This is a genomic window from Pseudomonas sp. 1L-C-7-B-C1, from assembly GCF_057291635.1.
In genome coordinates, this window is record NZ_JBXAWH010000004.1 from 207,301 (window position 1) to 234,291 (window position 26,991).

Consider the following 26,991-nt stretch of genomic DNA (forward strand, 5'->3'; position numbering starts at 1 on the left):
CGAAGCTCACCGCGATATGATTTTGCTCTCACTTGCAGCTTGCCGCTTTGGACTTATCGCTGCTTTCAGTTCAGATGCTCGACGCGAATGCGCACAACCGGGCCGGCGACATCTTCGAGCGCCTCCAACGCTTCGATCGCATCGTTCATGCGTTTCTCGACCACGCGGTGGGTCAGCAGAATCATCGGCACCAGGCCGTCATGTTCTTCGACTTCTTTCTGCATGATCGATTCGATGTTGATGCCACGCTCGGACAGGATACTCGCCACCTGCGCCAGCACGCCGGGATGATCCTTGGCCTGAATGCGCAGGTAGTAGGCGCTTTCGCACGCGTCGATCGGCAGGATCGGGTGGGCCGACAGCGAATCGGGCTGAAAGGCCAGATGCGGGACGCGATTTTCAGGGTCGGTGGTCAGGGCACGGACCACGTCGACCAGATCGGCCACGACCGACGAAGCGGTGGGCTCCATGCCGGCACCTGCGCCGTAGAACAATGTCGAGCCGGCCGCGTCGCCGTTGACCATCACGGCGTTCATCACACCGTTGACGTTGGCGATCAGGCGATCCGCCGGGATCAGGGTCGGGTGCACGCGCAGCTCGATACCGCTCGGCGTGCTGCGGGCGACGCCCAGGTGTTTGATCCGGTAGCCCAGCGCTTCGGCGTAATTGACGTCGGCGGTGGTCAGCTTGGTGATGCCTTCGGTGTAGGCCTTGTCGAACTGCAGCGGGATGCCAAAGGCGATGGACGCCAGAATCGTCAGCTTATGCGCCGCGTCGATGCCTTCGACGTCGAAGGTCGGATCGGCTTCTGCATAGCCCAGCGCCTGCGCTTCAGCGAGGACGTCCGGGAAGGTGCGGCCCTTTTCGCGCATCTCGGTGAGGATGAAGTTGCCGGTACCGTTGATGATGCCGGCGACCCAGTTGATGCGGTTGGCAGACAGGCCTTCACGAATGGCCTTGATCACCGGAATACCGCCTGCCACCGCCGCTTCGAAGGCCACGATGACGCCCTTCTCCCGGGCCTTGGCGAAAATTTCGTTGCCGTGCACGGCGATCAGCGCCTTGTTGGCGGTGACCACATGCTTGCCGTTTTCGATGGCTTTGAGCACCAGTTCGCGGGCGATGGTATAGCCGCCGATCAGCTCGATGACGATGTCGATTTCAGGGTTGCTCGCCACGTCGAATACGTCGGTCGTGGTCGGGGTACCGGTAATCTGGCAATTGGGGTTTGGTGTACGCATGGCAATTTGCGCCACTTCGATTCCACGCCCGGCACGGCGGGCAATTTCCTCGGCGTTACGCTTTAGCACATTGAAGGTACCGCCACCGACAGTACCCAGCCCACAGATGCCTACTTTGACCGGTTTCACTATGAACTCCCCATAAAACGGCCGACGCAAGGCCGGCCGTGGAATCAGCCGCATTCAGCACGGCTCGCTATTGATGAAGCGCTGCAGACAGGCCGCTTCAGTGTTGACCGCAGGAGGCTGCGATAAACGAAATTACTTGGCACTCAGCGCCAGTTTGGCCACTTGCGGCGCTGGCTGATAGCCCGGAATCAGCTGACCGTCGGCCAACACGATGGCCGGTGTGCCGTTCACGCCGATGGACTGGCCGATTTCAAATTGCTTTGTGACCGGGTTGTCGCACTTGGGCGCCTGGATATTCTTGCCATCGACCATGCGGTCCATGGCACCGCGGCGGTCCTTGGAGCACCAGACTGCCTGGAGTTGCTCGTCGCCCGGCGAACCCAGGCCCTGACGCGGGAACGCCACATAACGCACTTCAATGCCGCGCTTGTTCAGCTCCGGCACTTCGGCGTGCAGTTTGTGGCAGTACGGGCAGGTGGTGTCGGTGAACACCGTGATATGGGATTTGGTCTCGCCCACGGCGGGGTAGACGACCATCTCGGCGGCAGGAATGCCATTGATGGTCTTGGAAATCGCCTGACGCTCAACCTTCTCGGTCAGGTTGACCGGCTTGCCGGCCTGCATCTGGTACAGGTTGCCCTGCATAACGAACTGCCCGTCGGCACTGGCGTAGAGCACGCGACCGCCTTTGAGATTGACTTCGTAGAGGCCGTTCAACGGACTGCTGGAAATGCTCTCGACGGGAATTTCCAGATTGAGCGATTCCAGGGTCTTGCGAATGGCTTTGTCAGACGCCTCGTCGGCGTGGGCAAAAAGGCTGAAAGAGCTGGCCAGCGCTACAACGGCAGCACCGAGAAAACGAGTGACGCGCATGAAAACTCCTCGAGCGGTGAGCAGACGGGCCGGGCTGAAAACGGGTGGCAAAAAAGCACCGGGATGTTTTCAGGGCCCTGATCTGCGAAACCGGCAAAGCCTATCACATAAGGCTCGCGAGGCCGACTCACGATCGATATTCCGAGCGTCCCACCCCCTCAATCGTCTTCCCGGCTGCGTTACCAGTTCAAGAGGCGATCCATAAAGCCAACGGATGAAAAACGGGGACTGTTGCTTCCACCCCGTTCTCCAATATTGCTAATGCATTTTGACCGACCCATTACTGTTATAGCGCTCCTTGACGGTCAATTTCATGAGCGTGCCCCCGCTCTCACTACCGCTGCCAAGTGCCAGACTGTTCACATGGATAAACTCACTGCTTTTAGTAGATTGCAGATAAACAAGCTGGGGCGCGGTTATAGCATCCGCGATGGTTTTGTCGCGTCCAAAAATCTTAAAATAAGCGGCTTGTTCAATGTTGGAAGCCCTGAACACTCTTCCTGACGCATCGACCCCGAAGTACCCCTTAGTTACTGCGGAATTTGATTCAGGAGTGGCTTGGGCACTTAACGAGCCACTCCCTAATAAATCACCCACTGACTCGGGAAGTTCTGCAGCACCGCCCAGCGCGCCAGCACCTCCAGCCAGCGAGGCATTTCCCAGTGGATCGACCCGCTGCAACTCCTCGATCCGCTTATCCCGTGAATCTGCTGAACCATCGGATAATCCCGTAGCGACAGGCTGAGCGTCATCGTCTGCAATCCTATCCACAGCGATGAGGTATCCGAGATCGCCTTCGCACCTGAAATACACATTAAGCGGTTCGCTGACAGTCGTGCTCGCGCATAAGAAACCTTCTTTATCGTGTTCAGTCTGCCCCAACTGAGCCTTCGTAAATTCCAGGTGATCCCCATTGCTCATTGAAAGCTCCGCCTTAAATGAGCGCTCTTTAGCTTCACTGGCCATGCCATTCTTCCTTGGTTAACTTTTGCTGGGTTGAGCCTTCAGATTAGCGTCCAATGCATCCGGCATGGATGGGTAATCTAGACTGAATCGAAGTACGGGCTATTCCAAATAGCTATTGTGTGCAAAACCTACCCCCTCGGGTGGTGCTTCGCATGCATGTCCTGCAACCGCGCGCGGGCGACGTGGGTGTAGATTTGCGTCGTCGACAGGTCGCTGTGGCCGAGGAGCATCTGCACGACGCGCAGGTCGGCGCCGTGGTTAAGCAGGTGGGTGGCGAAGGCGTGACGCAGGGTGTGGGGGGAAAGGGATTTGCCGATGCCGGCGACTTTAGCCTGATGCTTGATGCGGTGCCAGAAGGTCTGGCGCGTCATCTGCTCACCGCGCTGGCTGGGAAACAGCACATCGCTGGGCCGACCATTGAGCAACTCATGGCGAGCGTCGCGCATGTAGCGCTCAACCCAGACGATCGCTTCCTCCCCCATCGGCACCAGACGCTCCTTGCTGCCCTTGCCCATGATGCGCAACACGCCCTGGCGCAAGTTGACCTGCTCCAGCGTCAGGCTGATCAGTTCGGTTACCCGCAGTCCGCAGGCATAGAGCACTTCCAGCATGGCCCGGTCGCGCTGACCGATGGCGTCGCTCAGGTCCGGCGCGGCCAGCAATGCTTCAACGTCGGCTTCGGACAAGGATTTGGGCAGTGGCTTACCCAACTGCGGCATGTCGACCTGCAACGTCGGGTCGACCGCAATCAGCTTTTCCCTAAGGAGGTAGCGATAGAAGCCGCGCACGCCGGAAAGCAGTCGCGCCGTCGAGCGAGGTTTGTAGCCATTGTCGACCCGCCACCCCAGGTGGTCGAGAATCGCTTCCCGACTGACACTCATCAGGTCCACGCCCTTTTCCTGCAACCAGCCGTTGAACAACGCAAGGTCACTGCGATAGGCATCGCGCGTATTGTCCGACAGCCCTTTCTCCAGCCAGAGGGCGTCGAGGAAGCGGTCGATCATGGGATGGTCAATGGCGGGCATGGGTTCTGACTTGAGTGGTGAAATGCAGCGGGCAGTTTTTCACACCTGCGACGACGGGACAAAAACCAAATGCCAGAAAGCAAAAAAGCAGCCCGTAGGCTGCTTTTTCATTCGCATGGGAAGACTGGGATTAAACCAGTTTTTCCTTGATGCGAGCTGCTTTACCGGACAGGTCACGCAGGTAGTACAGCTTGGCCTTGCGAACGTCGCCGCGACGTTTCACAGCCATGCTGTCGATTTGCGGGCTGTAGGTCTGGAAAGTACGTTCAACGCCAACACCGTTGGAGATTTTACGAACAGTGAAAGCACTGTTCACACCACGGTTACGCTTGGCGATAACAACGCCTTCGAACGCCTGCAGACGAGCGCGGTCGCCTTCCTTCACTTTCACCTGAACGACAATGGTGTCGCCCGGGGCAAAGGGAGGGATCTCTTTGGTCATCTGCTCTGCTTCGAGTGCAAGGATGATTTTGTTAGTCATGCTGTGCTCCTAAGGTAAACCGGTTGGATTTACCATCGATACGTTAACTATCGTCCCGCTCGCAGAGGTATTCCGCCAGCAGCTTCTTCTCTTCTCCAGAAAGCGAGCGGCTTTCCAGAAGATCGGCGCGTCGTTCATAGGTCCGCCCAAGGGACTGCTGTAAACGCCAACGCCGGATGTGTGCGTGATTGCCACTAAGCAATACGTCGGGAACACGCTGATCCGCATACACCTCCGGTCGGGTGTAATGCGGGCAATCCAGCAGACCATCCGTGAAGGAATCTTCCTCCGCGGAATCTACATGCCCTAAAGCTCCAGGCAGCAGTCGCGTAACCGCATCTATCAGGACCATGGCCGGCAGCTCACCGCCAGATAACACATAGTCGCCAATCGACCACTCTTCATCGACATGAGCTTCAATGAAACGCTCGTCGACGCCTTCATAACGACCGGCAATCAGGATAAGTGCTTCTTCCTGCGCCAGTTCGCGTACCGCAGACTGATCCAGCTTGCGGCCTTGTGGCGACAGGTAAATCACCTTCGCCGCATCCCCCGCCGCCTGCCTGGCCTGAGCCAGAGCATCTTCGAGGGGCTTGATCTTCATCACCATGCCAGGGCCACCGCCAAACGGGCGATCGTCCACAGTGTGATGTCGATCAGTGGTGTAATCCCGCGGATTCCAACAGGTAAGCTGCAACAGCTCCTGTTTCACCGCACGGCTGGTGATGCCGTATTGGCTGATGGCGGAAAACATCTCGGGAAACAGCGTGATGACGTCTATGCGCAGGCTGGCCATTGCTTAGAAATCCGCGTCCCATTCCACCTTCATCTCGCCTGCAACCAGATCAACTGCCAACACGCATTGCTCCGTATAGGGCAAAAGGCGTTCACGATCGTCCAGACTGCCTGCGCAGGGTTTGACCACCATTACATCGTTGGCGCCGGTTTCCAGAAGATGATCGACCTTCCCGAGCAACTGCCCAAGACCGTCAATGACCTTCAGACCTTCAAGCTGATACCAGTAGTATTCGCCGTCGGTCAGTTCAGGGAACAGGTTGCGTGGCACGCAGATCTCGTAACCGGCCAGAAGACGAGCTTCTTCACGATCATCAAGACCCTTGAGCTTGGCGACCAGGAACTTGTCGTTCCCGCGTCCACTGACCAGCTCGACCTGTTTCACATTCCCTTCGCGCTTGAGCGTCCAGGTTTTGTACTGCAACAGGTTTTCGGTTGGATCAGTAAAGGAATACACCTTCACTTCGCCGCGAACGCCGTGTACCGAATAAATCTTGCCGATGACGATCAGATCGTCGGCGGAAGCTGGCGTCGCGTTCATATTGCTCAGGCCGCAGCCTTGGCAGATTCCTTCAACAGCGAAGCAACACGCTCAGAAGGTTGTGCACCAACGCTCAGCCAGTAGGCCAGACGCTCTTGGTTCACGGACAGACGGATTTCCTGACCACGGGCAACCGGGTTGAAGAAACCGATTTGTTCCTTGTGGGAACCGTCACGTGGGTTGCGGCTGTCAGTGACAGTCAGGTGGTAGAACGGGCGCTTTTTAGAGCCGCCAAGGGCAAGACGGATTGTTAGCATTGAACAATTTTCCTGTAGTCGGTGCTGCAAATCTAAGATGCACAGCGGGCATGGGTGCCCGAAAGGCCGCATATTCTAAGGAATATCCGGAGTTTTGCAAATGACTTTTTCCGGCGTACGCCGTCGGGCCATCTAGATCTGCCATGGAGCCGTCAGCGATGACGGCGTTGAGTGCCTGCCTGAGCAAGCCACCGGGACGGTCGCCCCAATGAAGAACGCGCGGGAATAGCGCCCGCGCGTTGCGATTTACATTTTGGGCATACCGCCGCCGGGCAACATTCCGCCCATGCCGCGCATCATTTTGGCCATGCCGCCCTTGGTCGAAAACTTCTTCATCATCTTCTGCATCTGTTTGTGTTGCTTGATCAGACGACCGATGTCCTGCACTTGGGTCCCCGAACCCATGGCGATGCGGCGCTTGCGTGAACCGCTGATCAGCTCAGGGTCGCGACGCTCGGCCGGGGTCATCGAGTTGATGATGGCTTCCATCTGCTTGAACTGCTTTTCGGCGGCGTTTTGTGCGTTGCCCATCTGCGACAGGTTGACGCCGCCGATGCTTGGCAGTTTGTCCATGAGCCCGCCCAGGCCGCCCATGTTCTTCATTTGCTGCAGCTGATCGCGGAAGTCTTCGAGGTCGAAGCCTTTGCCCTTCTTCAGCTTCTTGGCCAGTTTGTCGGCCTTGTCCTTGTCGAGGGTTTGTTCAGCCTGCTCGATCAGGCTGAGCACGTCGCCCATGCCGAGAATGCGCGATGCGATACGATCCGGATGGAACGGCTCCAGCGCCTCGCTCTTCTCGCCCATACCGATGAACTTGATCGGCTTGCCAGTGATGGCGCGCACCGACAGCGCAGCACCGCCACGGGCGTCGCCGTCAACCTTGGTCAGGATCACGCCGGTCAGCGGCAGCGCATCACCGAACGCCTTGGCCGTGTTGGCGGCATCCTGGCCGGTCATGGCGTCGACGACGAACAGCGTCTCGGCCGGCTTGACCGCCGCATGCAGCGCCTGGATCTCGCCCATCATCTCGGCATCGATGTGCAGACGACCGGCGGTGTCGAGGATCACGACATCGATGAACTTGAGCTTGGCTTCTTTAATAGCCGCTTCGGCAATGTCGACCGGCTTCTGGCTAATGTCGGACGGGAAGAACGTCACGCCGATGTCGTTGGCCAGGGTTTCCAACTGCTTGATCGCGGCCGGACGATAGACGTCCGCCGACACCAGCATCACGGTTTTCTTTTTGCGTTCTTTCAGGAATCGGGCGAGCTTACCGGCAGTGGTGGTCTTGCCCGCACCTTGCAGACCGGCCATCAGAATGACCGCTGGCGGCGTGACGTTGAGGGTCAGCTCTTCGTTGGCCGCCCCCATCATCTCTTCCAGCTCGGCCTGGACGATCTTCACGAACGCCTGGCCCGGCGTCAGGCTGCGCGACACCTCGGTGCCGACGGCGCGCTCCTTGATGCGATTGACGAAGTCTTTGACAACCGGCAAGGCGACGTCGGCTTCAAGCAGCGCCATACGCACTTCACGCAGTGTGTCCTTGATGTTGTCCTCGGTCAGCTTGGCTTTGCCAGTGACCTGGCGCAGCGTCTGCGAGAGACGATCTGTCAGATTTTCAAACATGCGTGATCCTTTGGGCTCGTGCTGAACCCCGATTGATGCGGCCCGGCCCGTAGCGGCCGTTCAGTCGGCTGCCGAAATCGCGACGCCTGCTCTTTACAGCATCGCTATTGATAATAGTGACGCTATAAAAGCGGCTGAAACAGCGATCGGCAAGCCTGTGGCTTGAGCAGGTCGCGGATTATAGCGAAGACTCCGGCCCACGGACACCACGGCGTCTGCTTCTGTAGTCTTTCGTGAAATGCGCGTTTTATGCCAAACTCACCGGCTTTCGGGCATGCCCAACAGGATCTATGTTCCCTTTGTCACCGAGTTTGCTCTTCAGCCTCGCCGCCGCCGTCTTCTACGCCGCTGCGACCGTCTACCAGGGTATGCGCCTGCGCCAGGGCCAGAAGGCCGACAAATGGCTGCTGTGCCTGATCGGCACCCTTGCCGTCGCCTGCCAGGCCAGTGCGCTTTTCGGCCAACTGGTGCGCCCTATCGGCCTGGGTCTGGACTTTTTCAGTGCCGCCAGCCTGATCGCTGTTTCAGTCATCATCGTGACCATGCTCGCGTGCATTCGCCTGCCGGTGGAGATCCTCCTGATTCTCCTCTTCCCACTGGGCCTGCTCACGACACTGCTGGCGCAGTTCGCGCCTTCCGGCACACTGCAGCCGATCATTGAAGAACACGGCATTATCAGCCACATCCTGTTGTCGATTCTCGCCTACGGGATGTTCACCATCGCGGTCTTCCAGTCCTTGCTCCTGTTGCTGCAGGATCATCAACTGAAAAACAAGCATCCCCTTGGCCTGATCAAAAGCTTCCCGCCGCTGCAAACCATGGAAAGCCTGCTCTTCGGTTTTCTCTGGGCCGGCTGGGTGTTGCTGTCGATGTCGCTGATTTCCGGCTGGTTGTTCGTCGAAAACCTCTTTGCCCAGCATCTGGTGCATAAAACCTTGCTGTCGATTCTCGCGTGGATCGTCTTCAGTGTGCTGCTCTGGGGCCGCCATCATCTGGGCTGGCGGGGTCACAAAGCGATTCGCTGGACGCTGGGCGGATTTCTGCTGTTGATGCTGGCCTACTTCGGCAGCAAGCTCGTTCGTGAATACATTCTGCATATCTGACGAGCGCTGATCATGGACAACCTGCCGGTCGGCACAATGCTTACGCTCCTGGCCCTGCTGACGCTGTGGTCCGGGCTGTTCAGCGCGGTCGAGGCTGCGCACCACAATCTTCGGGCGATGCCGGTCAATCCCCGCTCCAACGAGCCACTGAAGCCGGTGCTCGCGTTCAACCTCAACAGCCTTATCCTCGGCAATACGCTGCTCAAGACGCTGATTACCGTCCTCGCCACCCTTCTTGCCGTCGGGCACTGGTATTTTCAGGGGCCGCTGATTGCCTGGTTGGGTGTTACCAGCGTGCTGGTCGTGATAACTGAGTTCATCCCGCGAAAGCTGGCGGCGCGTCGCCCCGAGTCCATTCTGCTGCTGGGCAACAACGTGCTGCGTATCCCGGTTCGGCTGTTGCAACCGCTGACCTGGATCTACAAGAACATTGCCAAAACGCTGTTGCGCCCTTTTCTGTCGAAGCGTCGGCCAGACACCCACGATGACGAAGACGACACGCACCCGACGGTCTATCAGGACAACGAAAGCCAGTATGGCCGCGCCCATGTGATCTCCGGGATTTACGCGCTGGATCGCATGACTGTGAACGATATCCTCGTGCCGCGCAGCGAAGTCGACGGCATTAACCTCGACGACACCATTGAGGAGATCGTCGACAAGCTGATCATTTCCCGCCACACCCGTCTGCCCGTTTACCACAACGACATCAATCAGGTGGAAGGCGTGCTCAACACACGGATGATCAGCCACCTGCTCCCGCGCAACGAGCTGACCAAAGAGGCGCTACAGGCCGCCTGTTACGAACCGTACTTCGTACCAGAGAGCACGCCGCTGCAGATGCAGCTGCTCAACTTCCACAAGCAGCAGCGGCGCATGGGCGTGGTTGTCGATGAATACGGCGAGGTGCTGGGCATCGTCAGCCTCGAGGACATTCTTGAAGAGATCGTCGGCGAGTTCGAAAGCGAGCAAGCCCTCGATAACCCGCACATCCACCCGCAGCCTGACGGGCGGCTGGTGATCGATGGCGCGGCGTCGATTCGCGATCTGAATAAAAGCCTCGCCTGGCATCTGCCCTCCGATGGCCCTAAAACCCTCAATGGGCTGATCACCGAAGCGCTGGAGACGATCCCTAACAGCGCGGTCTGCCTGAAGATCGGGCCCTACCGCCTGGAAATCCTCGAGACCGAAGACAACCGCGTCAGCCGGGTGTTGGTGTGGTTGAACACCCGCACCAAAGACGTGATCTGAGAAGGCAGGCGGCGCCCTGAAACACTTGTTTCCGCGCCAATCCCCTTCCTATAATCGATCCGCTTACCCAGCCCCGCCGATCCGCGTGCTACCCGCACAATGCGCGATCCGGCCAGTCACACAGCCTGACCGCTCACGCGACACCCTGGCCTTCGCTCCTATCCCGAGCACGCCACGCGCCTTGCCCGCATCCGGGCTAGTCTGTTCAGCGCTGGACCAAAAAAACAATTAACGATTGCCGCAGCGCGCGAACGAATCTTCGTCTCTCGCTGACAGGCGATACGACTGCCAGGGATTTCCCATGACCACGACTTCTGCCTGTCCAACCCGTGACGAGAGCGAGGCCCGCCCCGCCAACTCGGCGGCCCGCGTCGCCACGGCCAGCTTCATCGGCACCGCCATCGAGTTCTATGATTTCTACGTATACGCCACCGCCGCCGCACTGGTAATCGGGCCGGTGTTCTTCCCACAGACGTCCAGTACCGCACAGATGCTCTCGGCGTTTCTGACATTCGGGATCGCCTTTCTCGCACGTCCGCTGGGCTCGGCGCTGTTCGGCCATTTCGGTGACCGTGTCGGCCGCAAATCGACATTGGTGGCCTCGCTACTGCTCATGGGCGTCTGTACCACGCTGATTGGCGTACTGCCGGGTTACGACGCCATCGGGTCGTGGGCACCGATCCTGCTCTGCGTGCTGCGCTTCGGCCAAGGCCTTGGACTGGGCGGCGAATGGGGCGGGGCCGCGTTACTGGCGACCGAGAACGCCCCCAAGGGCAAACGGGCGTGGTTCGGCATGTTCCCGCAGCTGGGCCCATCGATCGGCTTCCTTGCGGCAAACGGGCTGTTTCTGACACTGGCGATGACGCTGGATGACGAGCAATTCCGCTCCTGGGGCTGGCGCGTGCCGTTTCTGCTCAGCGCCGTGCTGGTGATCATTGGCTTGTATGTGCGCCTGAAGCTTGAGGAAACGCCTGTTTTCGCCAAGGCCATCGCCCGCCATGAGCGTGTGAAATTGCCGATTGCCGAGCTGTTCGGTCAATACTGGAAGCCGATGCTGCTGGGCGCGGCGTCGATGGTGGTGTGCTACGCGCTGTTCTATATCTCCACCGTCTTCTCGCTGAGCTATGGCGTAAAAACCCTGGGTTACAGCCGCGAGTCGTTCCTCGCGATGCTGTGTTTTGCGGTGCTGTTCATGGCCCTGGCGACACCGCTTTCCGCGTTGGCAAGTGATCGATTCGGTCGCAAGCCGGTGCTGGTCATCGGCGGCGTGCTGGCGATCCTGTCGGGCTTCCTGATGGAGCCCTTGCTGACCCACGGCACGACCTGGGCGGTGACGCTGTTCCTGTCGATCGAGCTGTTCCTGATGGGCGTCACCTTTGCGCCGATGGGGGCGATGTTGCCGGAGCTTTTTCCGACGCGTGTGCGGTATACCGGCGCGTCGGCGGCCTACAACATCGGGGGTATCGTCGGTGCCTCGGTCGCGCCTTTCTTCGCGCAGAAGCTGGTGGAAATGGGTGGCCTGAGCTGGGTCGGTGGGTATGTCTCGGCGGCGGCACTGATCAGCGTGATCGCCGTGCTGTGCCTGAAAGAAACCCGGCACGCGGACCTGGATACGGTTGCCTGAGCAAACCGGACATCGACGGTGCGTGATCGCGAAACAAAAACGGCGCCCATGAGGGCGCCGTTTCTTATTCGGCGTGACGCTTACAACTGAACCTTCACCGCCATCGACGCGCGAGTGGCCTTGCGACGGGCAGCTTCGATCGACTCGTCGCGCGCCAGGGCAACGCCCATGCGGCGCTGTCCATTGACCTCGGGCTTGCCGAACAGGCGCAGCGCGGTGTCCGGTTCGCTCAGGGCCTGCTCCAAGTTGGCAAACGCCGTCTGGGTCGACTGGCCTTCTACCAGAATCACCGCCGACGCCGATGGCCCGAACTGGCGAATCAGCGGGATCGGCAGACCGAGAATGGCGCGGGCGTGCAGCGCGAACTGCGACAGGTCCTGAGAGATCAGCGTGACCAGACCGGTGTCGTGGGGGCGTGGCGAGACTTCACTGAACCAGACCTGATCGCCCTTGATGAACAACTCGACGCCGAACAGACCGCGGCCACCCAGCGCCTCGGTCACCGCTTTGGCAACGCGCTCGGACTCGGCCAATGCCACCGCGCTCATGGCCTGGGGCTGCCACGATTCCTGATAATCGCCCTTCTCCTGACGATGGCCAACCGGCGCACAAAAGGTCGTGCCGCCGACGTGACGCACGGTCAGCAGAGTGATTTCGTAATCGAAATCAATGAAGCCTTCGATGATCACCCGGCCTTTGCCGGCACGACCGCCTTCCTGGGCATAATCCCAGGCCTTCTGGATATCCGCGTCGGTTTTCAGCAGGCTTTGGCCCTTGCCCGACGAGCTCATCACCGGCTTGACCACGCACGGGAAGCCGAGGTCTTCGACGGCTTTTTTGTAGTCCTCGAAGGTGTCGGCGAAGTGGTAGGGCGAGGTTGGAAGGTCCAGTTCTTCAGCGGCCAGACGACGAATACCTTCGCGGTTCATGGTCAACTGCGCGGCACGGGCGGTCGGAATGACCGTGAAGCCTTCGGACTCCAGTTCCACCAGGGTCGCAGTAGCGATGGCTTCGATTTCCGGGACGATGTAATGGGGCTTCTCGGACTCGATCACCGCACGCAAGGCGGCGCCGTCGAGCATATTGATGACATGACTGCGGTGCGCGACCTGCATCGCCGGAGCATTGGCGTAACGGTCAACAGCAATCACTTCAACGCCCAGGCGCTGAAGTTCGATCACTACTTCCTTGCCAAGCTCGCCACAACCGCAGAGCAAAACGCGGGTCGCGGTCGGCGACAGTGGAGTTCCGATTTGAGTCATCTCAGGTCCTCGTGGAGCAGGTCGAGGGTCGCTCGGCGTGTGCAAGCAACCGCAGGTAGAAAGGCGCGCAATTTACCATGAAGGCCGGGAAATGGGATGCAGCGGCGCGGGCTTGATTCACGGTCGAGGGCTGTTGCCACTGACTTGAAACATCATCCCGCCGGCCCTCGCCCGTTCATCACAGGCGATCAAGACAGCGCGGCGTTGCTGATTGTCCATGCGGCTCCAGCCGGTGATCTCGGCCACGGTGCGCTGGCAACCCGTGCAGATGTCGGCGTCGTCCAGTGCGCAAATGCTCACGCAGGGCGAGCGGACCGGCTTTTCATGGATCGGCGCTTCATCGACGGGTGCTGCATGGGTGGGGGGGTTGGCGCTGGACATCAATCTTCCTGTGGGGCCAGGTCACGCGCGTAGCGTTGGGCGTTGTGGACGTAATGGGCGGCGCTGGCGTCGAGCATCTGCTTCTGCGCGTCAGTCAGCTCGCGGACGATTTTGCCGGGCGAGCCCATGACCAGCGAACCGTCAGGGATGACTTTGCCTTCGCCGATCAGCGAATTTGCGCCGATGATGCAATGTTTGCCAATCTGCGCGCCGTTCAGGATGACTGAGTTGATGCCGATGAGCGTGCCGTCACCCACGCTGCAACCATGCAGCATCGCGTTATGACCGATGGTGACGTTGCGGCCGATGGTCAACGGCGACCCCATGTCGGTGTGCATCACCGTGCCGTCCTGCACGTTACTGTTCTCGCCGATGTCGATTAGCTCGTTGTCGCCACGCAACACAGCGCCAAACCAGACGCTGGCATTGGCCTGCAAACGCACATTGCCGATGACGGTGGCTGTCGGCGCAATCCAGCTGCTGGCGTGCGCATCGACGCGGGCGTCGCCCAGACGGTATTTCATGGTTTGCTCCTCATGACTCAGTCCTCATGCTCGCGCGGCGGCTGCGGGTCAGGATTTCAGCGTGTGGATGATCGATCGTTTGGGCGGCTCGTTAAGGTCGATGCCGCTGTCGAAAAGCAGGTTCATCAATTCGACGATCATGATCGCGGTCAGGCCCCATATCTTGTACTCCCCGAAGCGATAACTCGGCACGTACCAGCTGCGCCCTTCATAGTCGATGCGGTGGGTGTGTTCGCGCGCATCCTGACGGAAGAAGTCCAGTGGCACGCTGAACACGGCCGCGATCTCGCCATCGTTGGGTGTGTATTCGACGAAATCAGGAATAACGCCGACATAGGGCGTCACTCTTATACCGTGCTTGGAGATCAACGGACTCAAGGGACCGATCACTTCGACGAGACCAGGCGGCAAACCGATCTCCTCCTGGGCCTCGCGCAGCGCCGTGAAGATCAAGTCCGGGTCTTCCGGATCACGCCGCCCGCCCGGGAAGGCCACCTCGCCGCCGTGGGTCGACAGGCCACTGGCGCGCAGCGTCAGCACCAGTTCAGGTTCTGCGTTGCGGGTAATGGGTAGAAGCACGGCGGCCTCGGGGAAGCGCGCGTCCGTTTCCAGCATCACCGGCGTGTAGCTGCTCATACGGTGAAGTAGCTCATCCAGCATGGGAATTCTCGATCGGTTGCCTGCCCGGCATCATGCACCAAAGCGACGACGCGCCCAAGTCTTGTAGGACAACCCCGCGCGCGCAAGACGCCTCTTGCCGTCCACCCGCGCTACAGCTCAAGATAGCCGCTGCCAACAGGAACCCGATTCGATCATGAAATTCTGCAGCAACTGCGGCAAACAGGTCATCCAGCGTATTCCCGAGGGCGACAGCCGCCTGCGTTACGTGTGTGAACATTGCGACACCATTCACTACCAGAACCCCAACATCGTGGCCGGCGTCGTGCCGGTGTGGGGCGAAAAGGTGTTGCTGTGCCGTCGAGCCATCGAGCCACGAATGGGCTACTGGACGCTGCCCGCAGGGTTCATGGAAAACGGCGAAAGCGTCGAGCAGGCCGCCCGCCGGGAAACCCTTGAAGAGGCGTGTGCAGAGGTCGAGGACCTGGAGCTGTATTCGATGATCGACGTGCCGCACATCAATCAGGTGCATATCTTCTACCGCTCGAATCTGGTCAAACCGGAGTTCGCTGCCGGTATCGAAAGCCTTGAGGTTAAGTTGTTCGACGAAGCGGATATCCCGTGGTCGGAGCTGGCGTTCAATACGGTCAGGCGAACCCTGGAATGTTTTTTCCGCGACCGGCGGCATCAAGATTTCCAGGTACGCACCGATTGTCTGTCTGTAACACCGCCGCTCAAGACCCTTTGATCGAAACGACGATGCGCGATTGCCGCGCAGGCTTCAGGGATACCCTTTTCATGCGTTGGTTGCTTGCCGTTTTATGCCTGTCAGTGGTGCCGCTGTCCCAGGCTGCGTTCACTCAGACCATCGTGCCCAAAGGCAGCGAACAGAAGTTCGTTGGCGGGAAGGTCGTCGACACCCAGAACATCGCGGACCGCACCATCGATAAGGTGCTGGTCCTCAAATCCGCACATCAGTTGCAGCTGATCAGCCGTGGCGAGGCGCTGAAGACCTACCGGATCTCACTGGGCAAGGCGCCCAACGGACCCAAGCTGCAGGAAGGCGACCAGCGCACGCCGGAGGGTTTCTACTGGCTCGACTGGCGCAAGACCAGCGACGCCTACAACCTGTCGATGCACATTTCCTACCCCAACATTTCCGATGCCGCACGCGCCCGCCGCGAAGGCGTGAAACCGGGCAGCATGATCATGATTCACGGCACGCCGATCAACGACGATTACCCGGAGTGGTATTTCCACACGCTTGACTGGACGAACGGCTGCATCGCCATGCGCAACAGCGACATTCGCGAGGTGTGGGATCTGGTGAAGGACGGCACGATGATAGAGATTCGGCCGTAAGATTTGCGGGAGTGATGCAGATCGCTCCAACTAGAGCCATGCTGCAGGAAGCTAGATATCTTCCAGCTTCCAGACATCGTAAGCCGGTACTTCATAGGGATGACTGTTCTTCAACGCAGCAACCGCCTGCCTGATCAGCTCATCTGACACTACAAGCTCGACCTTCCATTCCTGAACCTGCTCGACCTCGCCGGCGTGCCCGATGAACGGCTGACTGCCGTCCAGCGGGCGAAAATGGCCTTGCCCGAGCACCTGCCATGAGCAGCAGTCATACGCGCCGATTCGCCCCGCACCGGCGGCGAACAACGCGTTTTTGACCTGCTCCACATGGCTCGGTGGCACAAAGAAGGCCAGCTTGTACATCGGCGATCAGTCCACCCAAACGCGCGCATTGCGGAACATGCGCATCCACGCGCCGTCTTCTTCCCACTCATCCGGGCGCCACGAGTTGGTCACGGCGCGGAACACGCGCTCAGGGTGCGGCATCATGATCGTCACGCGACCGTCGAGGGTGGTGAGACCCGCGATACCACGGGGCGAACCGTTCGGGTTGGCCGGATAGGTTTCGGTGACCTTGCCGTGGTTGTCGACGAAACGCACGGCAACAGTGCCGGACAGATCGGTTTCAATCAGCGACTCAGGGGTCTTGAACTCAGCGTGACCTTCACCGTGGGCAATGGCGATCGGCATGTGCGAGCCAGCCATGCCTTGCAGGAAGATCGACGCCGACTTCTGGATTTCGACCATCGCCACGCGCGCTTCAAACTGCTCCGAGCGGTTGCGCACAAAGCGCGGCCAGAACTCGCTGCCCGGGATCAGCTCGCTCAGGTTGGACATCATCTGGCAACCGTTGCAAACGCCCAGCGCGAAGCTGTCGCTGCGGGCGAAGAAGCCCTGGAACGCATCCCGTGCACGGCTGTTGAACAACGCCGACTTAGCCCACCCTTCGCCGGCACCCAGCACGTCGCCGTAGGAGAAACCACCGCACGCCACCAGACCTTTGAAGTCGTTGAGGTCGACGCGACCGGCGAGGATGTCGCTCATGTGCACGTCAACCGAGGCGAAGCCGGCGCGGTCAAACGCAGCCGCCATTTCAACCTGACCGTTGACGCCCTGCTCACGCAGCACTGCCACTTGTGGGCGAACGCCCTTCTTGATGTAAGGCGCAGCGATGTCGTCGTTGACGTCGTAGCCCAGCTTCACGTTCAGGCCCGGGTTGTCTTCTTCCAGCAGCGCATCGAATTCCTGATCGGCGCAATCGGCGTTATCACGCAGGCGCTGGATCTGGTAGCTGGTTTCGCTCCACTGACGCTGCAGCAGGCGACGATCGCCTTTGAACACGGTGTCGCCGCTCAGGCTGATGATGACATCGCTGTTGTTGATCGGCTTCCCGATCACCGCAACGCAATCTTCGCCCAGGCCGGCAGCGCTGAACTGTGCGAGCACGAGCGGCGTGGCGTCCTGGCGAACCTGGATCACCGCACCCAGCTCTTCGTTGAAGAGAATGGCTGCGACTTTTTCGCGCTTGGCGGTCAGCGTGTCGAGTTCGAGGTTCAGGCCACAATGGCCTGCGAACGCCATTTCCAGCACGGTCGCCATCAAGCCACCGTCGGAACGGTCGTGATAGGCCAGCAGGTGGCCGTCGGCGTTGAGGCCCTGAATGACGGCGAAGAAGGCTTTCAGGTCTTCGGCGTCATCGACATCCGGTGCAACGCTGCCGAGCTTGCCGTGGGTCTGGGCGAGAATCGACGCGCCCATGCGGTTCTGCCCACGGCCCAGGTCGATCAGGATCAAATCGGTCAGGCCCTTGTCCATGCGCAGTTGCGGGGTCAACGTCTTGCGAATGTCGGTGACCGGCGCGAAACCGGTCACGATCAGCGACAGCGGCGAGGTCACGGTTTTCTCGGTGCCCTCATCGCTCCAGCGGGTCTTCATGGACATTGAGTCCTTGCCCACCGGAATGGTAATGCCCAGCTCGGGGCACAGCTCCATGCCCACTGCTTTCACGGTGTCGTACAGACGCGCGTCTTCGCCCGGGTGGCCGGCAGCGGACATCCAGTTGGCGGACAGCTTGATGTCGGAAAGCTTGCCGATGCTCGACGCTGCGATATTGGTCAGGGTCTCGCCAATGGCCATGCGGCCGGACGCCGGAGCATCCAGCAACGCTAGCGGAGTGCGCTCACCCATCGCCATGGCTTCGCCGGTGTACACATCAAAACTGGTTGCCGTGACGGCGACGTCCGCCACCGGCACTTGCCAAGGGCCGACCATCTGGTCGCGATTGACCATACCGGTGATGCTGCGGTCGCCAATGGTAATAAGGAAGCTTTTGCTCGCCACGGCCGGGTGATGCAGCACGCGCTGCACGCTTTCTTCGATGTCGAGGGTGCCCGGATTGAAGTCGTCGCCCAGCTCTGTTTCACGCTCGGCCGAACGGTGCATGCGCGGGGCCTTGCCCAGCAGCACTTCCAGCGGCATGTCGACAGGGCTGTTGCCGAAATGACTGTCGGTGACGGTCAGTTGCGGCTCTTCAGTCGCCTCACCTACGACCGCAAACGGGCAACGCTCACGTTCGCAGATCGCTTTGAACCGTTCGAAGTCAGGGGCGCTGACGGCCAGGACGTAACGTTCCTGGGACTCGTTGCTCCAGATTTCCAGCGGGGCCATGCCCGGCTCGTCGTTCGGCACGTTGCGCAGCTCGAAGCGGCCACCGCGACCGCCGTCGTTCACCAGTTCCGGGAAAGCGTTGGACAGACCGCCCGCGCCGACGTCATGGATGAACGCGATAGGGTTGGCGTCGCCCAGCTGCCAGCAGCGGTCGATAACCTCCTGGCAGCGGCGTTCCATTTCCGGGTTTTCACGCTGCACCGAGGCAAAATCCAGGTCAGCCGAGCTGGTGCCCGTCGCCATGGAAGAAGCCGCGCCGCCGCCCAGACCGATCAGCATCGCCGGGCCGCCGAGCACGATCAGCTTGGCGCCGACGGTGATCTCGGCTTTCTGCACGTGCTCTTCGCGGATGTTGCCCATGCCGCCAGCGAGCATGATCGGCTTGTGGTAGCCGCGAACTTCATCGCCGTGCGGCGTGCTGATCGACTGCTCGAAGGTACGGAAATAACCGGTCAGCGCCGGGCGACCGAACTCATTGTTGAACGCCGCGCCACCCAGCGGGCCTTCGATCATGATGTCCAGCGGCGTCACGATGCGCTCGGGTTTGCCGTACGGCTTTTCCCAAGGCTGCTCGAAACCCGGAATGTTCAGGTTGGACACCGTAAAACCGGTGAGGCCGGCTTTCGGCTTGGCACCGCGGCCGGTCGCGCCCTCGTCGCGGATCTCGCCGCCGGAACCGGTGGCTGCGCCCGGAAACGGAGCGATCGCCGTCGGGTGGTTGTGGGTTTCGACCTTCATCAGAATGTGCACCGGCTCCTGAACCGCACCGTACTCGCGGCTTTCAGGATTCGGGAAGAAGCGGCCGGCCACGCTGCCGACAATCACCGAGGCGTTGTCCTTATAAGCGGACAGCACGCCTTCGTTGTGCATCTGGTAGGTGTTCTTGATCATGCCGAACAGGCTTTTTTCCTGGCTCTGGCCGTCGATATCCCAACTGGCGTTGAAGATCTTGTGACGGCAGTGCTCCGAGTTGGCCTGCGCGAACATCATCAATTCGATGTCGTGGGGGTTGCGCTTGAGCCCGGTGAACGCGTTCACCAGATAATCGATTTCGTCTTCGGCCAGGGCCAGACCCAGTTCGACGTTGGCTTTTTCCAGGGCCGCGCGGCCGCCACCCAGTACGTCGATGGCAATCAGCGGCTTGGGCTCGGCGTGGCTGAACAGACTGGCGGCCTCTTCCAGCGCGCCCAGTACGATCTGGGTCATGCGGTCGTGCAGCGCGTCGGCGATCAGCTGTGCGTCGGCGTCGCTGAGCTGGCCTTCTACATAAAAGGCAATGCCGCGCTCAAGGCGCTGGATCTTGGTCAGGCTGCAATTGCGCGCGATGTCGGTGGCCTTGCTCGACCATGGCGAAATGGTGCCGAAACGCGGGAGGACAAGGAACAGGCGGCCCGCAGGCTCCTGAACCGGTACGCTCGGGCCGTATTTCAGCAGGCGGGCAAGCACTTGCTGCTCGTCTTCGGTCAGGACGCCATTGACCTCAGCGAAGTGGGCGAATTCAGCGTACAGGCCACAGACAGCCGGAACTTTATCGTTCAGCTGCGCAAGTAATTTCTTGTGGCGGAAGGCGGAAAGGGCGGGAGCACCACGCAGGATCAACATCGTCGGGACAGCCTCGGGAAGGGGGTGTGCTTGAGGCCGTGCATTCTAGCCTAATCAGTCTGCGTCGGCACCCGAAACCACGGCATGGGATGCACCCGAATGTCGGCTCCGGGCGCTTGCCTGCGCCGGAAGGTAAAAATTCCTCTGCTCTATCAGACGGGACCCGCGCTGTCGAGATATGGCGGTATGGCTCCTTTGCGTATACTGCACCGATGTTTTCCCTATCAGATTTCCGCCCACGCTGTGCCAAGTGGCTCATCGCAACCGGAATCTTCCTGCTGCTCGGCGCGTGTGTGGAGAAACCCAACACGCTGGAACGAGTCAAGGAGGATGGCGTTCTGCGCGTCGTCACCCGCAACAGCCCGGCGACCTATTTTCAGGACCGCAACGGTGAAACCGGTTTCGAGTACGAACTGGTGAAGCGCTTCGCCGATGATCTGGGCGTTGAACTGAAAATCGAAGCCGCCGACAACCTCGACGACCTGTTCGATCAGATGGGCAAACCCGGCGGGCCGGTTCTGGCGGCAGCGGGCCTGGTCAGCAGCGAAAACCGCGCGAAGCAGGTAAGGTTTTCCCATTCCTATCTTGAAGTCACCCCGCAGGTCATTTACCGCAACGGCCAGTCGCGTCCCACCGACCCGGGCGATCTGGTCGGCAAGCGCATCCTCGTGCTTAAAGGCAGCAGCCACGCCGAGCAGCTGGCGGCGCTAAAGGTCAAGTACCCCGGCATCAACTATGAAGAGTCCGATCAGGTCGAAGTCGTCGACCTGCTGCGCATGGTGGATGAGGGCCAGATCGACCTGACCCTGGTGGATTCCAACGAGCTGGCGATGAATCAGGTGTATTTCCCCAACGTACGCGTCGGCTTCGACCTCGGCGATGGCCGCGATCAGCGTTGGGCCGTGGCGCTGGGCGATGACAACAGCCTGCTCAACGAGATCAACGCCTATCTCGACAAGATGCAGAAGAACGGCATGCTGCAGCGGCTCAAAGACCGCTATTACGGGCATGTTGACGTTCTTGGTTACGTCGGCGCCTACACCTTTGCCCAACACTTGCAGGAACGCCTGCCCAAGTACGAGAAGCACTTCCAGACCGCCGCCAAGGCTGAGCAAGTCGACTGGCGCCTGCTTGCAGCCATCGGTTATCAGGAATCGTTGTGGCAGCCGGGCGTGACGTCGAAGACCGGCGTGCGCGGCTTGATGATGCTCACGCAGAGCACGGCCCAGGCGATGGGCGTGTCCAATCGGCTCGACGCAAAACAGAGTATTCAGGGCGGCGCCAAGTATTTCGCCTACGTCAAAGAACAGCTCGACGACTCGATTCAGGAGCCGGATCGCACCTGGCTGGCGCTGGCGTCCTACAACATCGGCAGCGGCCATCTGGATGACGCGCGTAAGCTGGCGGAAACCGAAGGGCTTAACCCGAACAAATGGCTGGACGTGAAGAAGATGCTGCCGCGTCTGTCGCAGAAGAAGTGGTACAGCAAGACCCGCTACGGCTATGCCCGGGGAGGTGAGCCGGTCAGCTTCGTCGCCAACATCCGCCGTTATTACGACATCCTCACGTGGGTGACGCAGCCGCAGATGGAAGGCGGCCAGGTCGCGGAAGGCTCGCTGCATGTGCCCGGAGTCGACAAGACCAAACCGTCTGAGGAGAAAGCGCCGCTCTAGTCAGCGCCAGAACCGCTCGCCGTCGCACTGAACTAGCCCTTCGCCCGCCTCATCCTGAAAAACTCACTCAGCATCATCCCGCACTCCTCCCCCAGCACCCCGCCTTCAAACAGCACGCGATGATTCAGGAAGGGCTGCGTAAAGAACTGCCCCTGACTCTGCACCACCCCCGCTTTCGGCTCGGTGGCGCCATACACCACGCGGCTGATGCGTGAATGGACGATCAACCCCGCGCACATGCTGCAGGGTTCCAGCGTCACGTACAGCGTGCTGCCCGGCAGGCGGTAATTGCTGAGTGACTGCGCCGCCGCACGAATGGCGACCATCTCCGCGTGGGCACTGGGATCGCTGCCGCTGATGGGGCAATTGAAGCCGCGGCCCACGATTTCACCGCCCTGCACCACCACCGCGCCGACCGGCACCTCGCCGAGCAACGCACCTTCGGCAGCCAGTGCCAGCGCTTCGCGCATGAAGTGCTGATCGCCACTGCGATCGATGATGGGGGGCTGACGCATTACGAAACCTCGATAGCGGCCATGAGACCGGTTTCCATGTGATCGATCACATGGCAGTGAAACATCCACACGCCGGGATTATCCGCGACCAGGGCGACGCGCGCGCGCTCGTTGCGCCCCAGCAGATAGGTGTCCGTGAAATACGGAACCACCTTCTTTCGATTGGAAGCGATGACCTTGAAGCTCATGCCGTGCAAGTGAATGGGATGCTGATACTGCGTCATGTTCTTCAGCTCGAAGATGTAACTCTTGCCTCGTTCGAGCCTGGCAATTGGCCGGTCCGCGCAGGTCTTGTCGGTAATGTCCCAGGCCTGGCCATTGATCTGCCACAAGCTGGGCGGTTTGCCGTTGTCGACATTCACCGACACCGAACCAACCCACTCGAAATTGAAATTGAGCTTCTCGGCGTTCGCCAGATCCGGCTCGGCGACCGGGTTCGCCGGCAGCTCAGGGGGCCACTCGCCCGGCGCATCGTTGTTGGCGACCGAGCGAAATGTGCCCAGCCGCACCGGGCCGTTACGCAGGGAGAGTTCTTCACCGGCGGCAGGCGCCTTGATCGCCAGACAGATGCGCATGCCCGGGCCCAGCCAGTAATCCTTGCCCAGCGCGCGCGGTTTGACCGGGTTGCCATCCAGGGCGTAGATCGTCGCCTCGGCGCCCGGCAGATTCAGGCGGTAGGTCACCGTGTTGTCGAGATTGAGAATGCGCACCCGGGTGATCTGCCAGGCAGGCAACTCGATCACGCCCTGTGGCACGCCGTTGATCGTCGACAATCGCCCGGCCGTGCCCTCGCGGGCCGCCTCGCGAATGACACTGAAGTCAGTGAAAGCGCCCTCCTCGTCCACATGCCAGCTCTTCAGGCTGACCACGCGTTCGTGGGTAAACCCCGTCGGCTCGCGCTCCTCGACGATCAGCGGCCCCACCAGCCCGCGCCCCAGCTCTTCGCTGCTGCTGACATGGGGGTGATACCAATAGCTGCCGGCGTCCGGCACCCGGAATTTATAGTCAAAGTACTCGCCCGGCTTGACCGGCAATTGCGAGACGTAAGGCACGCCGTCCATCTCCAGTGGCAGCCGAATGCCATGCCAATGAATGGTGGTTTCAACGGGCAGATGATTGATGAAGCGCACCCGTAGCCACTCGCCCTGCCTGACGCGTAGCTCAGTGCCCGGCGCCGAACCGCCGAATGCCCAGGCGGGCGTCTGCTGCCCGGCCACCAGTTCAACGTCGAGTGGCGCGGCGATCAGTTCGTAATCATGCCCTTCCCCCGGCCCGCGCTTGCCCAGCCAATACCTTGAAGCGCCGCCCGCGCCGAGCCCGACCACGGCAAGACCGGCCAAACCTCCGAGTATCTGTCGACGGGTAAAAGACATGTACGAAAAAACCTCAAACGACGGGTCGCATCCGTGAGCGATGCGAGGGGCGGACACGATACACCTGCCCTTACAGAAATTTAAGGAGACCGCGTACGCAATACATATTTAGTGCCAAATGAATCGGGAATCACGCCAAGCTTGTCTTCCCGTTCATCAAGGAAGACGAATATGACCACCGCAGTTAATCACCTGTCCTCTGCAACCCTGGACCAGGATCGAACCGCCCTCATCAGAATAAGTGACCGTCTGGTCGAGGCCTGCCCGGACATGCGCGAAATGGCCCGCAGCATCGCTCGAGAAATTCTCTTGCGCCAGACCGGTCACGACGCCGAGCCAGATACGATTTACTGGCACCGCTTTCACACGGCGGTCAGCAGTCCACGATCATTCAATGGCTGGCAGCACCGCGATGCGCCCTGGCAATCGATAACCCTTCCGCAGTTGGTCATGCACCGTTTCAACCCCCGTGATCAGGACAATGCCGACACCCTGCAGATGCTCAGCGGCTTCTATACCGCAGGCGCCGATGCCGACGCATTCGACGAGCGTAACGAGATCAGGATGCTGCCCGCGCAGGTCATGAGCGACTTCTGGGCCGTGGATTTCAAATCCCGCTATCAAGAGAAGTTGAAGACGTTCTGGCGCGACTTCGCTGATGATTTTCGCACCCTGGCCAAGGCCAACTTCATCGCCAGCGCTTTCGAAGACCATCAAGCGGGCTCGCTCAGCGAAGAGGATCTGCGAAGCGTCTTACGTGTGGCGAACGTAGAACCGTCCGAGTCACCGAGCCTGGCAACCCTGCAAGCCAGCGCGCCGGCCAGCGCCGAAGCGAGCGTCTGGACCTTTGACGTGATCGGTTACGAGGCCAGCGATATCCTGCGCATCGTGACCGCGGGCGGCCGACAGATTCTCTACACCCCCGGCGAGGTGCAGGCGTTTCATGCTTTCGCCACCTCGGAAGACCTGCATGGGTGGCTGCTGTCGCAAAATAACCGCCCGGAGCGGCGCGCACGTTTCATGGGCCACTTCCCGTTGTCGGCACACGGAGAGGCCGACAGCAACATCGGGCTGTTCCACGGACTGGATGTGCTCTACACCACGTGGGGCGCGGCGCATCCCGGCGTGATTAATCAACACAGCCAGCCTGTGTCAGGGGACCCTTTCGCTCATCTGCGAGACGCGATCCGAGCGCGGATGTTTGCCGATGCCGACTTGGCACTGCATTCCAACGGCGACCTGCGCAAGCAGATGTGGATCGGCTATTTGCGGTCGTTCTCTCGGCTTTCCGGTGCACTGGCAGCGGTTGACTGGCCGATTGCGCTGGCAGCCGTTGGCGCCGGCATCGCCGACATGGGACTTAACATTGATCAGGCCATGAACGGCGCAAGCACGGCGGAGCGCAAGGCGGGGGTCATCGGCGCCGTGACGGCCAGCATCGACGTCCTGTTCAACAGCACCTTTCTTGTCGGCGGGGAGGCGATGCCGGACGGCGAGTTGCTGCAGCCTGAACCCGAGGGAGAGCTGGCACCGGAAGGAGATGAGCCCACCGATGGGTTTGTTCAGACACCGGGCTTGGAACCAGAATCCGTTTACACTTTTGAACGCAACGATAAGCTGGCCTCCTTCGAGACCAACATGCTGCTGGATGCCTTCGAACCCATACGCGAAGAGGGCCCCATGAAAGGCATCTACCTGACCGATCAGGGCGAAACCTTCATCGAGATCGATGGCTTCGCCTACGCCGTTCGCTACATCAACGAACTGAAATCCTGGGCCATCATCGACCCGACAAACCCCTACTCGTTTTACCGAAACGTGCCTGTGCGCCTTACCTCCGCTGGCGCGTGGGAGCCCGTCACTTCCTTGAACCTGTCAGGCGGCGGCAAAGTGCTCGGCAAGATGGGTCCCGGTCGTGGGGTCGGCGTTTATCCCCAGACGACCACCCTCCCCAGCCCATACGAAGTGCCAGCGGCGCTGAGGACTGATGTCATGGATGGCGCGCAATATGGCGGCCGCTTTGTCGACGATCGCTATCACAGCGCCGATTTTGACAAACCCGATCCCTACGACGATTTCAAGCGCATCCGTCGCAATCTCCGCGATGACGCCAACGCATTCTTCAACACGCTCGAACTGCCGAGGCGTCCAGCGATGCCAGAGCTGCCTGCCAACGCACCGCTCAAAAGTGTTCTCAAGACGATATTCAAACGCTCATTGGGCCTAATCATCGGCGAGAGTCATGCGGGGATCGGCAGCAAACAGTTTTTGATCGAACAGATGCCGCTGCTCACCAAGCTCAAGGTGAAAACCCTGTATATGGAGCACCTGCTGACCGACTTTCACCAAGCGGATCTGGACGCCTTTTCGAAGTCCGGCGAGTTGTCACCAACGCTTGAGGCTTACGTCGAGTCACTGGACAAGGGCCACCGGACCGACCCCACAGGCAAGCACACGTTCATGGCGGTGTTGAAAGCAGCGCGAGAAAACCGCGTCCGCGTCCGGGCTATCGACTGCATGGCCAGCTATCGCATCGGCCGAATCGAAGGCGCGGATCCCACGCTGCGACAGAAAATGATGAATTACTACGCCAAGGGCGTTATCGACGCAGATCAGTCGGCGCAGATCGGTGGTAACTGGGTGGCACTGGTGGGTAATTCCCACGCCAATACGTATCAGGGCGTGCCCGGTCTCGCGGAACTGGAAGGTGCTGTAGGGCTGCGCATTGAAGACGTTCGTGTGGCTGAGTCGGCGGGAATAACGCCGGACCCCGGGGTTGAAACGACCGACACGGTGGGCCGTCGTGCGGGACGCGTACAGAGTGATCTGCGTCTGCAGGTTCTTGTCGCCGCGCCCCGGATTGAGATCAGCCTGGAGAACAAACTGCCTCGAGCGGGTATGTTCACCCTCGATGAAAGTGATGGTCAACTGAGCATCGTCCACCGCAGCAACGAAGGCATTGCGGTTCGTACCGAGATCAAGCGAGAGGGCAAGCGCGTCTATATCGATCGGCCTAAATGGCAGCGAGTGAGCGGACGTCGGTTTGAGACGCTGGCGGATTTGACGACTGCGCTGGAGCTGATGGGGATGACGTTGGTGCGTTGA

General features: G+C 60.2%; 24 protein-coding genes. 7 read left to right on the forward strand and 17 right to left on the reverse strand.

Going from position 1 to position 26,991, the window contains the following annotated elements; translation table 11 throughout:
* Positions 1 to 65: 65 nt before the first annotated feature.
* The 9 genes from AC0Z8Z_RS08440 to ffh form a co-directional block, all read right to left on the reverse strand.
* Complete coding sequence (locus AC0Z8Z_RS08440) at positions 66 to 1,370, reverse strand: homoserine dehydrogenase (protein WP_108120894.1); 1,305 nt, start codon at positions 1,368 to 1,370, stop codon at positions 66 to 68.
* Positions 1,371 to 1,502: 132 nt separating this feature from the next.
* On the reverse strand, positions 1,503 to 2,243 hold the full coding sequence (gene dsbC, locus AC0Z8Z_RS08445; RefSeq protein ID WP_192170775.1) for a bifunctional protein-disulfide isomerase/oxidoreductase DsbC: 741 nt from the start codon (positions 2,241 to 2,243) through the stop codon (positions 1,503 to 1,505).
* 258 nt (positions 2,244 to 2,501) lie between these two features.
* The gene (locus tag AC0Z8Z_RS08450; RefSeq protein ID WP_485618798.1) at positions 2,502 to 3,209 is read right to left on the reverse strand and encodes a hypothetical protein; all 708 of its coding nucleotides are present in this window, start codon (positions 3,207 to 3,209) and stop codon (positions 2,502 to 2,504) included.
* Positions 3,210 to 3,337: 128 nt separating this feature from the next.
* Positions 3,338 to 4,234, reverse strand: a complete 897-nt coding sequence (xerD, locus tag AC0Z8Z_RS08455) for a site-specific tyrosine recombinase XerD (RefSeq protein WP_485618799.1) — start codon at positions 4,232 to 4,234, stop codon at positions 3,338 to 3,340.
* A gap of 130 nt (positions 4,235 to 4,364) precedes the next feature.
* Positions 4,365 to 4,715: a 50S ribosomal protein L19 gene (gene rplS / locus AC0Z8Z_RS08460; protein WP_037012438.1), complete on the reverse strand. Its 351-nt coding sequence runs from the start codon at positions 4,713 to 4,715 to the stop codon at positions 4,365 to 4,367.
* Between the two features lie 43 nt (positions 4,716 to 4,758).
* Positions 4,759 to 5,511 (reverse strand): tRNA (guanosine(37)-N1)-methyltransferase TrmD, encoded by a 753-nt coding sequence (gene trmD / locus AC0Z8Z_RS08465; RefSeq protein WP_485618800.1) that lies wholly within the window; start codon positions 5,509 to 5,511, stop codon positions 4,759 to 4,761.
* Between the two features lie 3 nt (positions 5,512 to 5,514).
* Positions 5,515 to 6,051, reverse strand: coding sequence for a ribosome maturation factor RimM (gene rimM, locus AC0Z8Z_RS08470; RefSeq protein WP_037012440.1), 537 nt, complete (start codon positions 6,049 to 6,051; stop codon positions 5,515 to 5,517).
* Positions 6,052 to 6,056: 5 nt separating this feature from the next.
* Positions 6,057 to 6,308, reverse strand: a complete 252-nt coding sequence (gene rpsP, locus AC0Z8Z_RS08475; protein WP_037012442.1) for a 30S ribosomal protein S16 — start codon at positions 6,306 to 6,308, stop codon at positions 6,057 to 6,059.
* A gap of 246 nt (positions 6,309 to 6,554) precedes the next feature.
* Positions 6,555 to 7,931 carry a signal recognition particle protein gene (gene ffh / locus AC0Z8Z_RS08480; RefSeq protein WP_172610879.1) on the reverse strand — a complete coding sequence of 459 codons (1,377 nt, stop codon included), beginning with the start codon at positions 7,929 to 7,931 and terminating at the stop codon, positions 6,555 to 6,557.
* Positions 7,932 to 8,221: 290 nt separating this feature from the next.
* Here ffh and AC0Z8Z_RS08485 point away from each other — a divergent pair, with 290 nt between their 5' ends.
* The 3 genes from AC0Z8Z_RS08485 (at position 8,222) to AC0Z8Z_RS08495 (ending at position 11,909) form a co-directional block, all read left to right on the forward strand.
* Positions 8,222 to 9,034: a cytochrome C assembly family protein gene (locus tag AC0Z8Z_RS08485; RefSeq protein ID WP_485618801.1), complete on the forward strand. Its 813-nt coding sequence runs from the start codon at positions 8,222 to 8,224 to the stop codon at positions 9,032 to 9,034.
* Between the two features lie 12 nt (positions 9,035 to 9,046).
* Positions 9,047 to 10,285 (forward strand): CNNM domain-containing protein, encoded by a 1,239-nt coding sequence (locus AC0Z8Z_RS08490; RefSeq protein WP_485618802.1) that lies wholly within the window; start codon positions 9,047 to 9,049, stop codon positions 10,283 to 10,285.
* Positions 10,286 to 10,586: 301 nt separating this feature from the next.
* Positions 10,587 to 11,909 (forward strand): MFS transporter, encoded by a 1,323-nt coding sequence (locus AC0Z8Z_RS08495; RefSeq protein ID WP_485618803.1) that lies wholly within the window; start codon positions 10,587 to 10,589, stop codon positions 11,907 to 11,909.
* Positions 11,910 to 11,989: 80 nt separating this feature from the next.
* On the opposite strand, the gene purT is transcribed toward AC0Z8Z_RS08495, so the two are convergent.
* From purT to AC0Z8Z_RS08515, 4 genes are all read right to left on the reverse strand, one after another.
* Positions 11,990 to 13,171: a formate-dependent phosphoribosylglycinamide formyltransferase gene (gene purT, locus AC0Z8Z_RS08500; protein ID WP_485618804.1), complete on the reverse strand. Its 1,182-nt coding sequence runs from the start codon at positions 13,169 to 13,171 to the stop codon at positions 11,990 to 11,992.
* A gap of 117 nt (positions 13,172 to 13,288) precedes the next feature.
* Positions 13,289 to 13,552 (reverse strand): DUF1289 domain-containing protein, encoded by a 264-nt coding sequence (locus tag AC0Z8Z_RS08505; RefSeq protein WP_485618805.1) that lies wholly within the window; start codon positions 13,550 to 13,552, stop codon positions 13,289 to 13,291.
* A complete protein-coding gene (locus AC0Z8Z_RS08510) occupies positions 13,552 to 14,076 on the reverse strand; it encodes a gamma carbonic anhydrase family protein (protein WP_122535062.1) in 525 nt (174 codons plus the stop codon). The genes AC0Z8Z_RS08505 and AC0Z8Z_RS08510 overlap by 1 nt, the downstream gene beginning before the upstream one ends.
* A gap of 48 nt (positions 14,077 to 14,124) precedes the next feature.
* On the reverse strand, positions 14,125 to 14,736 hold the full coding sequence (locus AC0Z8Z_RS08515; RefSeq protein WP_205484641.1) for a CoA pyrophosphatase: 612 nt from the start codon (positions 14,734 to 14,736) through the stop codon (positions 14,125 to 14,127).
* Positions 14,737 to 14,890: 154 nt separating this feature from the next.
* Here AC0Z8Z_RS08515 and AC0Z8Z_RS08520 point away from each other — a divergent pair, with 154 nt between their 5' ends.
* Positions 14,891 to 15,442 (forward strand): NUDIX hydrolase, encoded by a 552-nt coding sequence (locus tag AC0Z8Z_RS08520; RefSeq protein WP_485618806.1) that lies wholly within the window; start codon positions 14,891 to 14,893, stop codon positions 15,440 to 15,442.
* A gap of 50 nt (positions 15,443 to 15,492) precedes the next feature.
* The gene (locus AC0Z8Z_RS08525; protein ID WP_074892288.1) at positions 15,493 to 16,056 is read left to right on the forward strand and encodes a L,D-transpeptidase family protein; all 564 of its coding nucleotides are present in this window, start codon (positions 15,493 to 15,495) and stop codon (positions 16,054 to 16,056) included.
* 51 nt (positions 16,057 to 16,107) lie between these two features.
* Here AC0Z8Z_RS08525 and AC0Z8Z_RS08530 read toward each other — a convergent pair whose 3' ends face one another.
* Together AC0Z8Z_RS08530 and purL are read right to left on the reverse strand one after the other, a co-directional pair.
* Positions 16,108 to 16,419, reverse strand: a complete 312-nt coding sequence (locus AC0Z8Z_RS08530; protein WP_485618807.1) for an NGG1p interacting factor NIF3 — start codon at positions 16,417 to 16,419, stop codon at positions 16,108 to 16,110.
* Positions 16,420 to 16,425: 6 nt separating this feature from the next.
* Positions 16,426 to 20,325, reverse strand: coding sequence for a phosphoribosylformylglycinamidine synthase (gene purL / locus AC0Z8Z_RS08535; protein WP_485618808.1), 3,900 nt, complete (start codon positions 20,323 to 20,325; stop codon positions 16,426 to 16,428).
* Positions 20,326 to 20,537: 212 nt separating this feature from the next.
* On the opposite strand from purL, the gene mltF reads away from it, so the two are divergent.
* Positions 20,538 to 21,998, forward strand: a complete 1,461-nt coding sequence (mltF, locus tag AC0Z8Z_RS08540) for a membrane-bound lytic murein transglycosylase MltF (protein WP_163022058.1) — start codon at positions 20,538 to 20,540, stop codon at positions 21,996 to 21,998.
* A gap of 32 nt (positions 21,999 to 22,030) precedes the next feature.
* Here the strand turns inward: mltF and tadA are convergent, their stop codons facing one another.
* Both tadA and AC0Z8Z_RS08550 read right to left on the reverse strand, forming a co-directional pair.
* Positions 22,031 to 22,513, reverse strand: coding sequence for a tRNA adenosine(34) deaminase TadA (gene tadA, locus AC0Z8Z_RS08545; RefSeq protein WP_485618809.1), 483 nt, complete (start codon positions 22,511 to 22,513; stop codon positions 22,031 to 22,033).
* A complete protein-coding gene (locus AC0Z8Z_RS08550; protein ID WP_485618810.1) occupies positions 22,513 to 23,886 on the reverse strand; it encodes a multicopper oxidase family protein in 1,374 nt (457 codons plus the stop codon). Before AC0Z8Z_RS08550 ends, tadA begins: the two co-directional genes overlap by 1 nt.
* 171 nt (positions 23,887 to 24,057) lie before the next feature.
* Between AC0Z8Z_RS08550 and AC0Z8Z_RS08555 the strand changes: the two genes are divergently transcribed.
* Positions 24,058 to 26,991: a membrane-targeted effector domain-containing toxin gene (locus AC0Z8Z_RS08555; protein ID WP_485618811.1), complete on the forward strand. Its 2,934-nt coding sequence runs from the start codon at positions 24,058 to 24,060 to the stop codon at positions 26,989 to 26,991.

Coding starts and splice junctions, on each gene's coding strand:
- dsbC (WP_192170775.1), bottom strand. CDS start 2,243: ATGCGCGTCACTCGTTTTCTCGGTGCTGCCGTTGTAGCGCTGGCCAGC.
- AC0Z8Z_RS08450 (WP_485618798.1), bottom strand. CDS start 3,209: ATGGCCAGTGAAGCTAAAGAGCGCTCATTTAAGGCGGAGCTTTCAATG.
- xerD (WP_485618799.1), bottom strand. CDS start 4,234: ATGCCCGCCATTGACCATCCCATGATCGACCGCTTCCTCGACGCCCTC.
- rplS (WP_037012438.1), bottom strand. CDS start 4,715: ATGACTAACAAAATCATCCTTGCACTCGAAGCAGAGCAGATGACCAAA.
- trmD (WP_485618800.1), bottom strand. CDS start 5,511: ATGGCCAGCCTGCGCATAGACGTCATCACGCTGTTTCCCGAGATGTTT.
- rimM (WP_037012440.1), bottom strand. CDS start 6,051: ATGAACGCGACGCCAGCTTCCGCCGACGATCTGATCGTCATCGGCAAG.
- rpsP (WP_037012442.1), bottom strand. CDS start 6,308: ATGCTAACAATCCGTCTTGCCCTTGGCGGCTCTAAAAAGCGCCCGTTC.
- ffh (WP_172610879.1), bottom strand. CDS start 7,931: ATGTTTGAAAATCTGACAGATCGTCTCTCGCAGACGCTGCGCCAGGTC.
- AC0Z8Z_RS08485 (WP_485618801.1), top strand. CDS start 8,222: ATGTTCCCTTTGTCACCGAGTTTGCTCTTCAGCCTCGCCGCCGCCGTC.
- AC0Z8Z_RS08490 (WP_485618802.1), top strand. CDS start 9,047: ATGGACAACCTGCCGGTCGGCACAATGCTTACGCTCCTGGCCCTGCTG.
- AC0Z8Z_RS08495 (WP_485618803.1), top strand. CDS start 10,587: ATGACCACGACTTCTGCCTGTCCAACCCGTGACGAGAGCGAGGCCCGC.
- purT (WP_485618804.1), bottom strand. CDS start 13,171: ATGACTCAAATCGGAACTCCACTGTCGCCGACCGCGACCCGCGTTTTG.
- AC0Z8Z_RS08505 (WP_485618805.1), bottom strand. CDS start 13,552: ATGTCCAGCGCCAACCCCCCCACCCATGCAGCACCCGTCGATGAAGCG.
- AC0Z8Z_RS08510 (WP_122535062.1), bottom strand. CDS start 14,076: ATGAAATACCGTCTGGGCGACGCCCGCGTCGATGCGCACGCCAGCAGC.
- AC0Z8Z_RS08515 (WP_205484641.1), bottom strand. CDS start 14,736: ATGCTGGATGAGCTACTTCACCGTATGAGCAGCTACACGCCGGTGATG.
- AC0Z8Z_RS08520 (WP_485618806.1), top strand. CDS start 14,891: ATGAAATTCTGCAGCAACTGCGGCAAACAGGTCATCCAGCGTATTCCC.
- AC0Z8Z_RS08525 (WP_074892288.1), top strand. CDS start 15,493: ATGCGTTGGTTGCTTGCCGTTTTATGCCTGTCAGTGGTGCCGCTGTCC.
- AC0Z8Z_RS08530 (WP_485618807.1), bottom strand. CDS start 16,419: ATGTACAAGCTGGCCTTCTTTGTGCCACCGAGCCATGTGGAGCAGGTC.
- purL (WP_485618808.1), bottom strand. CDS start 20,325: ATGTTGATCCTGCGTGGTGCTCCCGCCCTTTCCGCCTTCCGCCACAAG.
- mltF (WP_163022058.1), top strand. CDS start 20,538: ATGTTTTCCCTATCAGATTTCCGCCCACGCTGTGCCAAGTGGCTCATC.
- tadA (WP_485618809.1), bottom strand. CDS start 22,513: ATGCGTCAGCCCCCCATCATCGATCGCAGTGGCGATCAGCACTTCATG.
- AC0Z8Z_RS08550 (WP_485618810.1), bottom strand. CDS start 23,886: ATGTCTTTTACCCGTCGACAGATACTCGGAGGTTTGGCCGGTCTTGCC.
- AC0Z8Z_RS08555 (WP_485618811.1), top strand. CDS start 24,058: ATGACCACCGCAGTTAATCACCTGTCCTCTGCAACCCTGGACCAGGAT.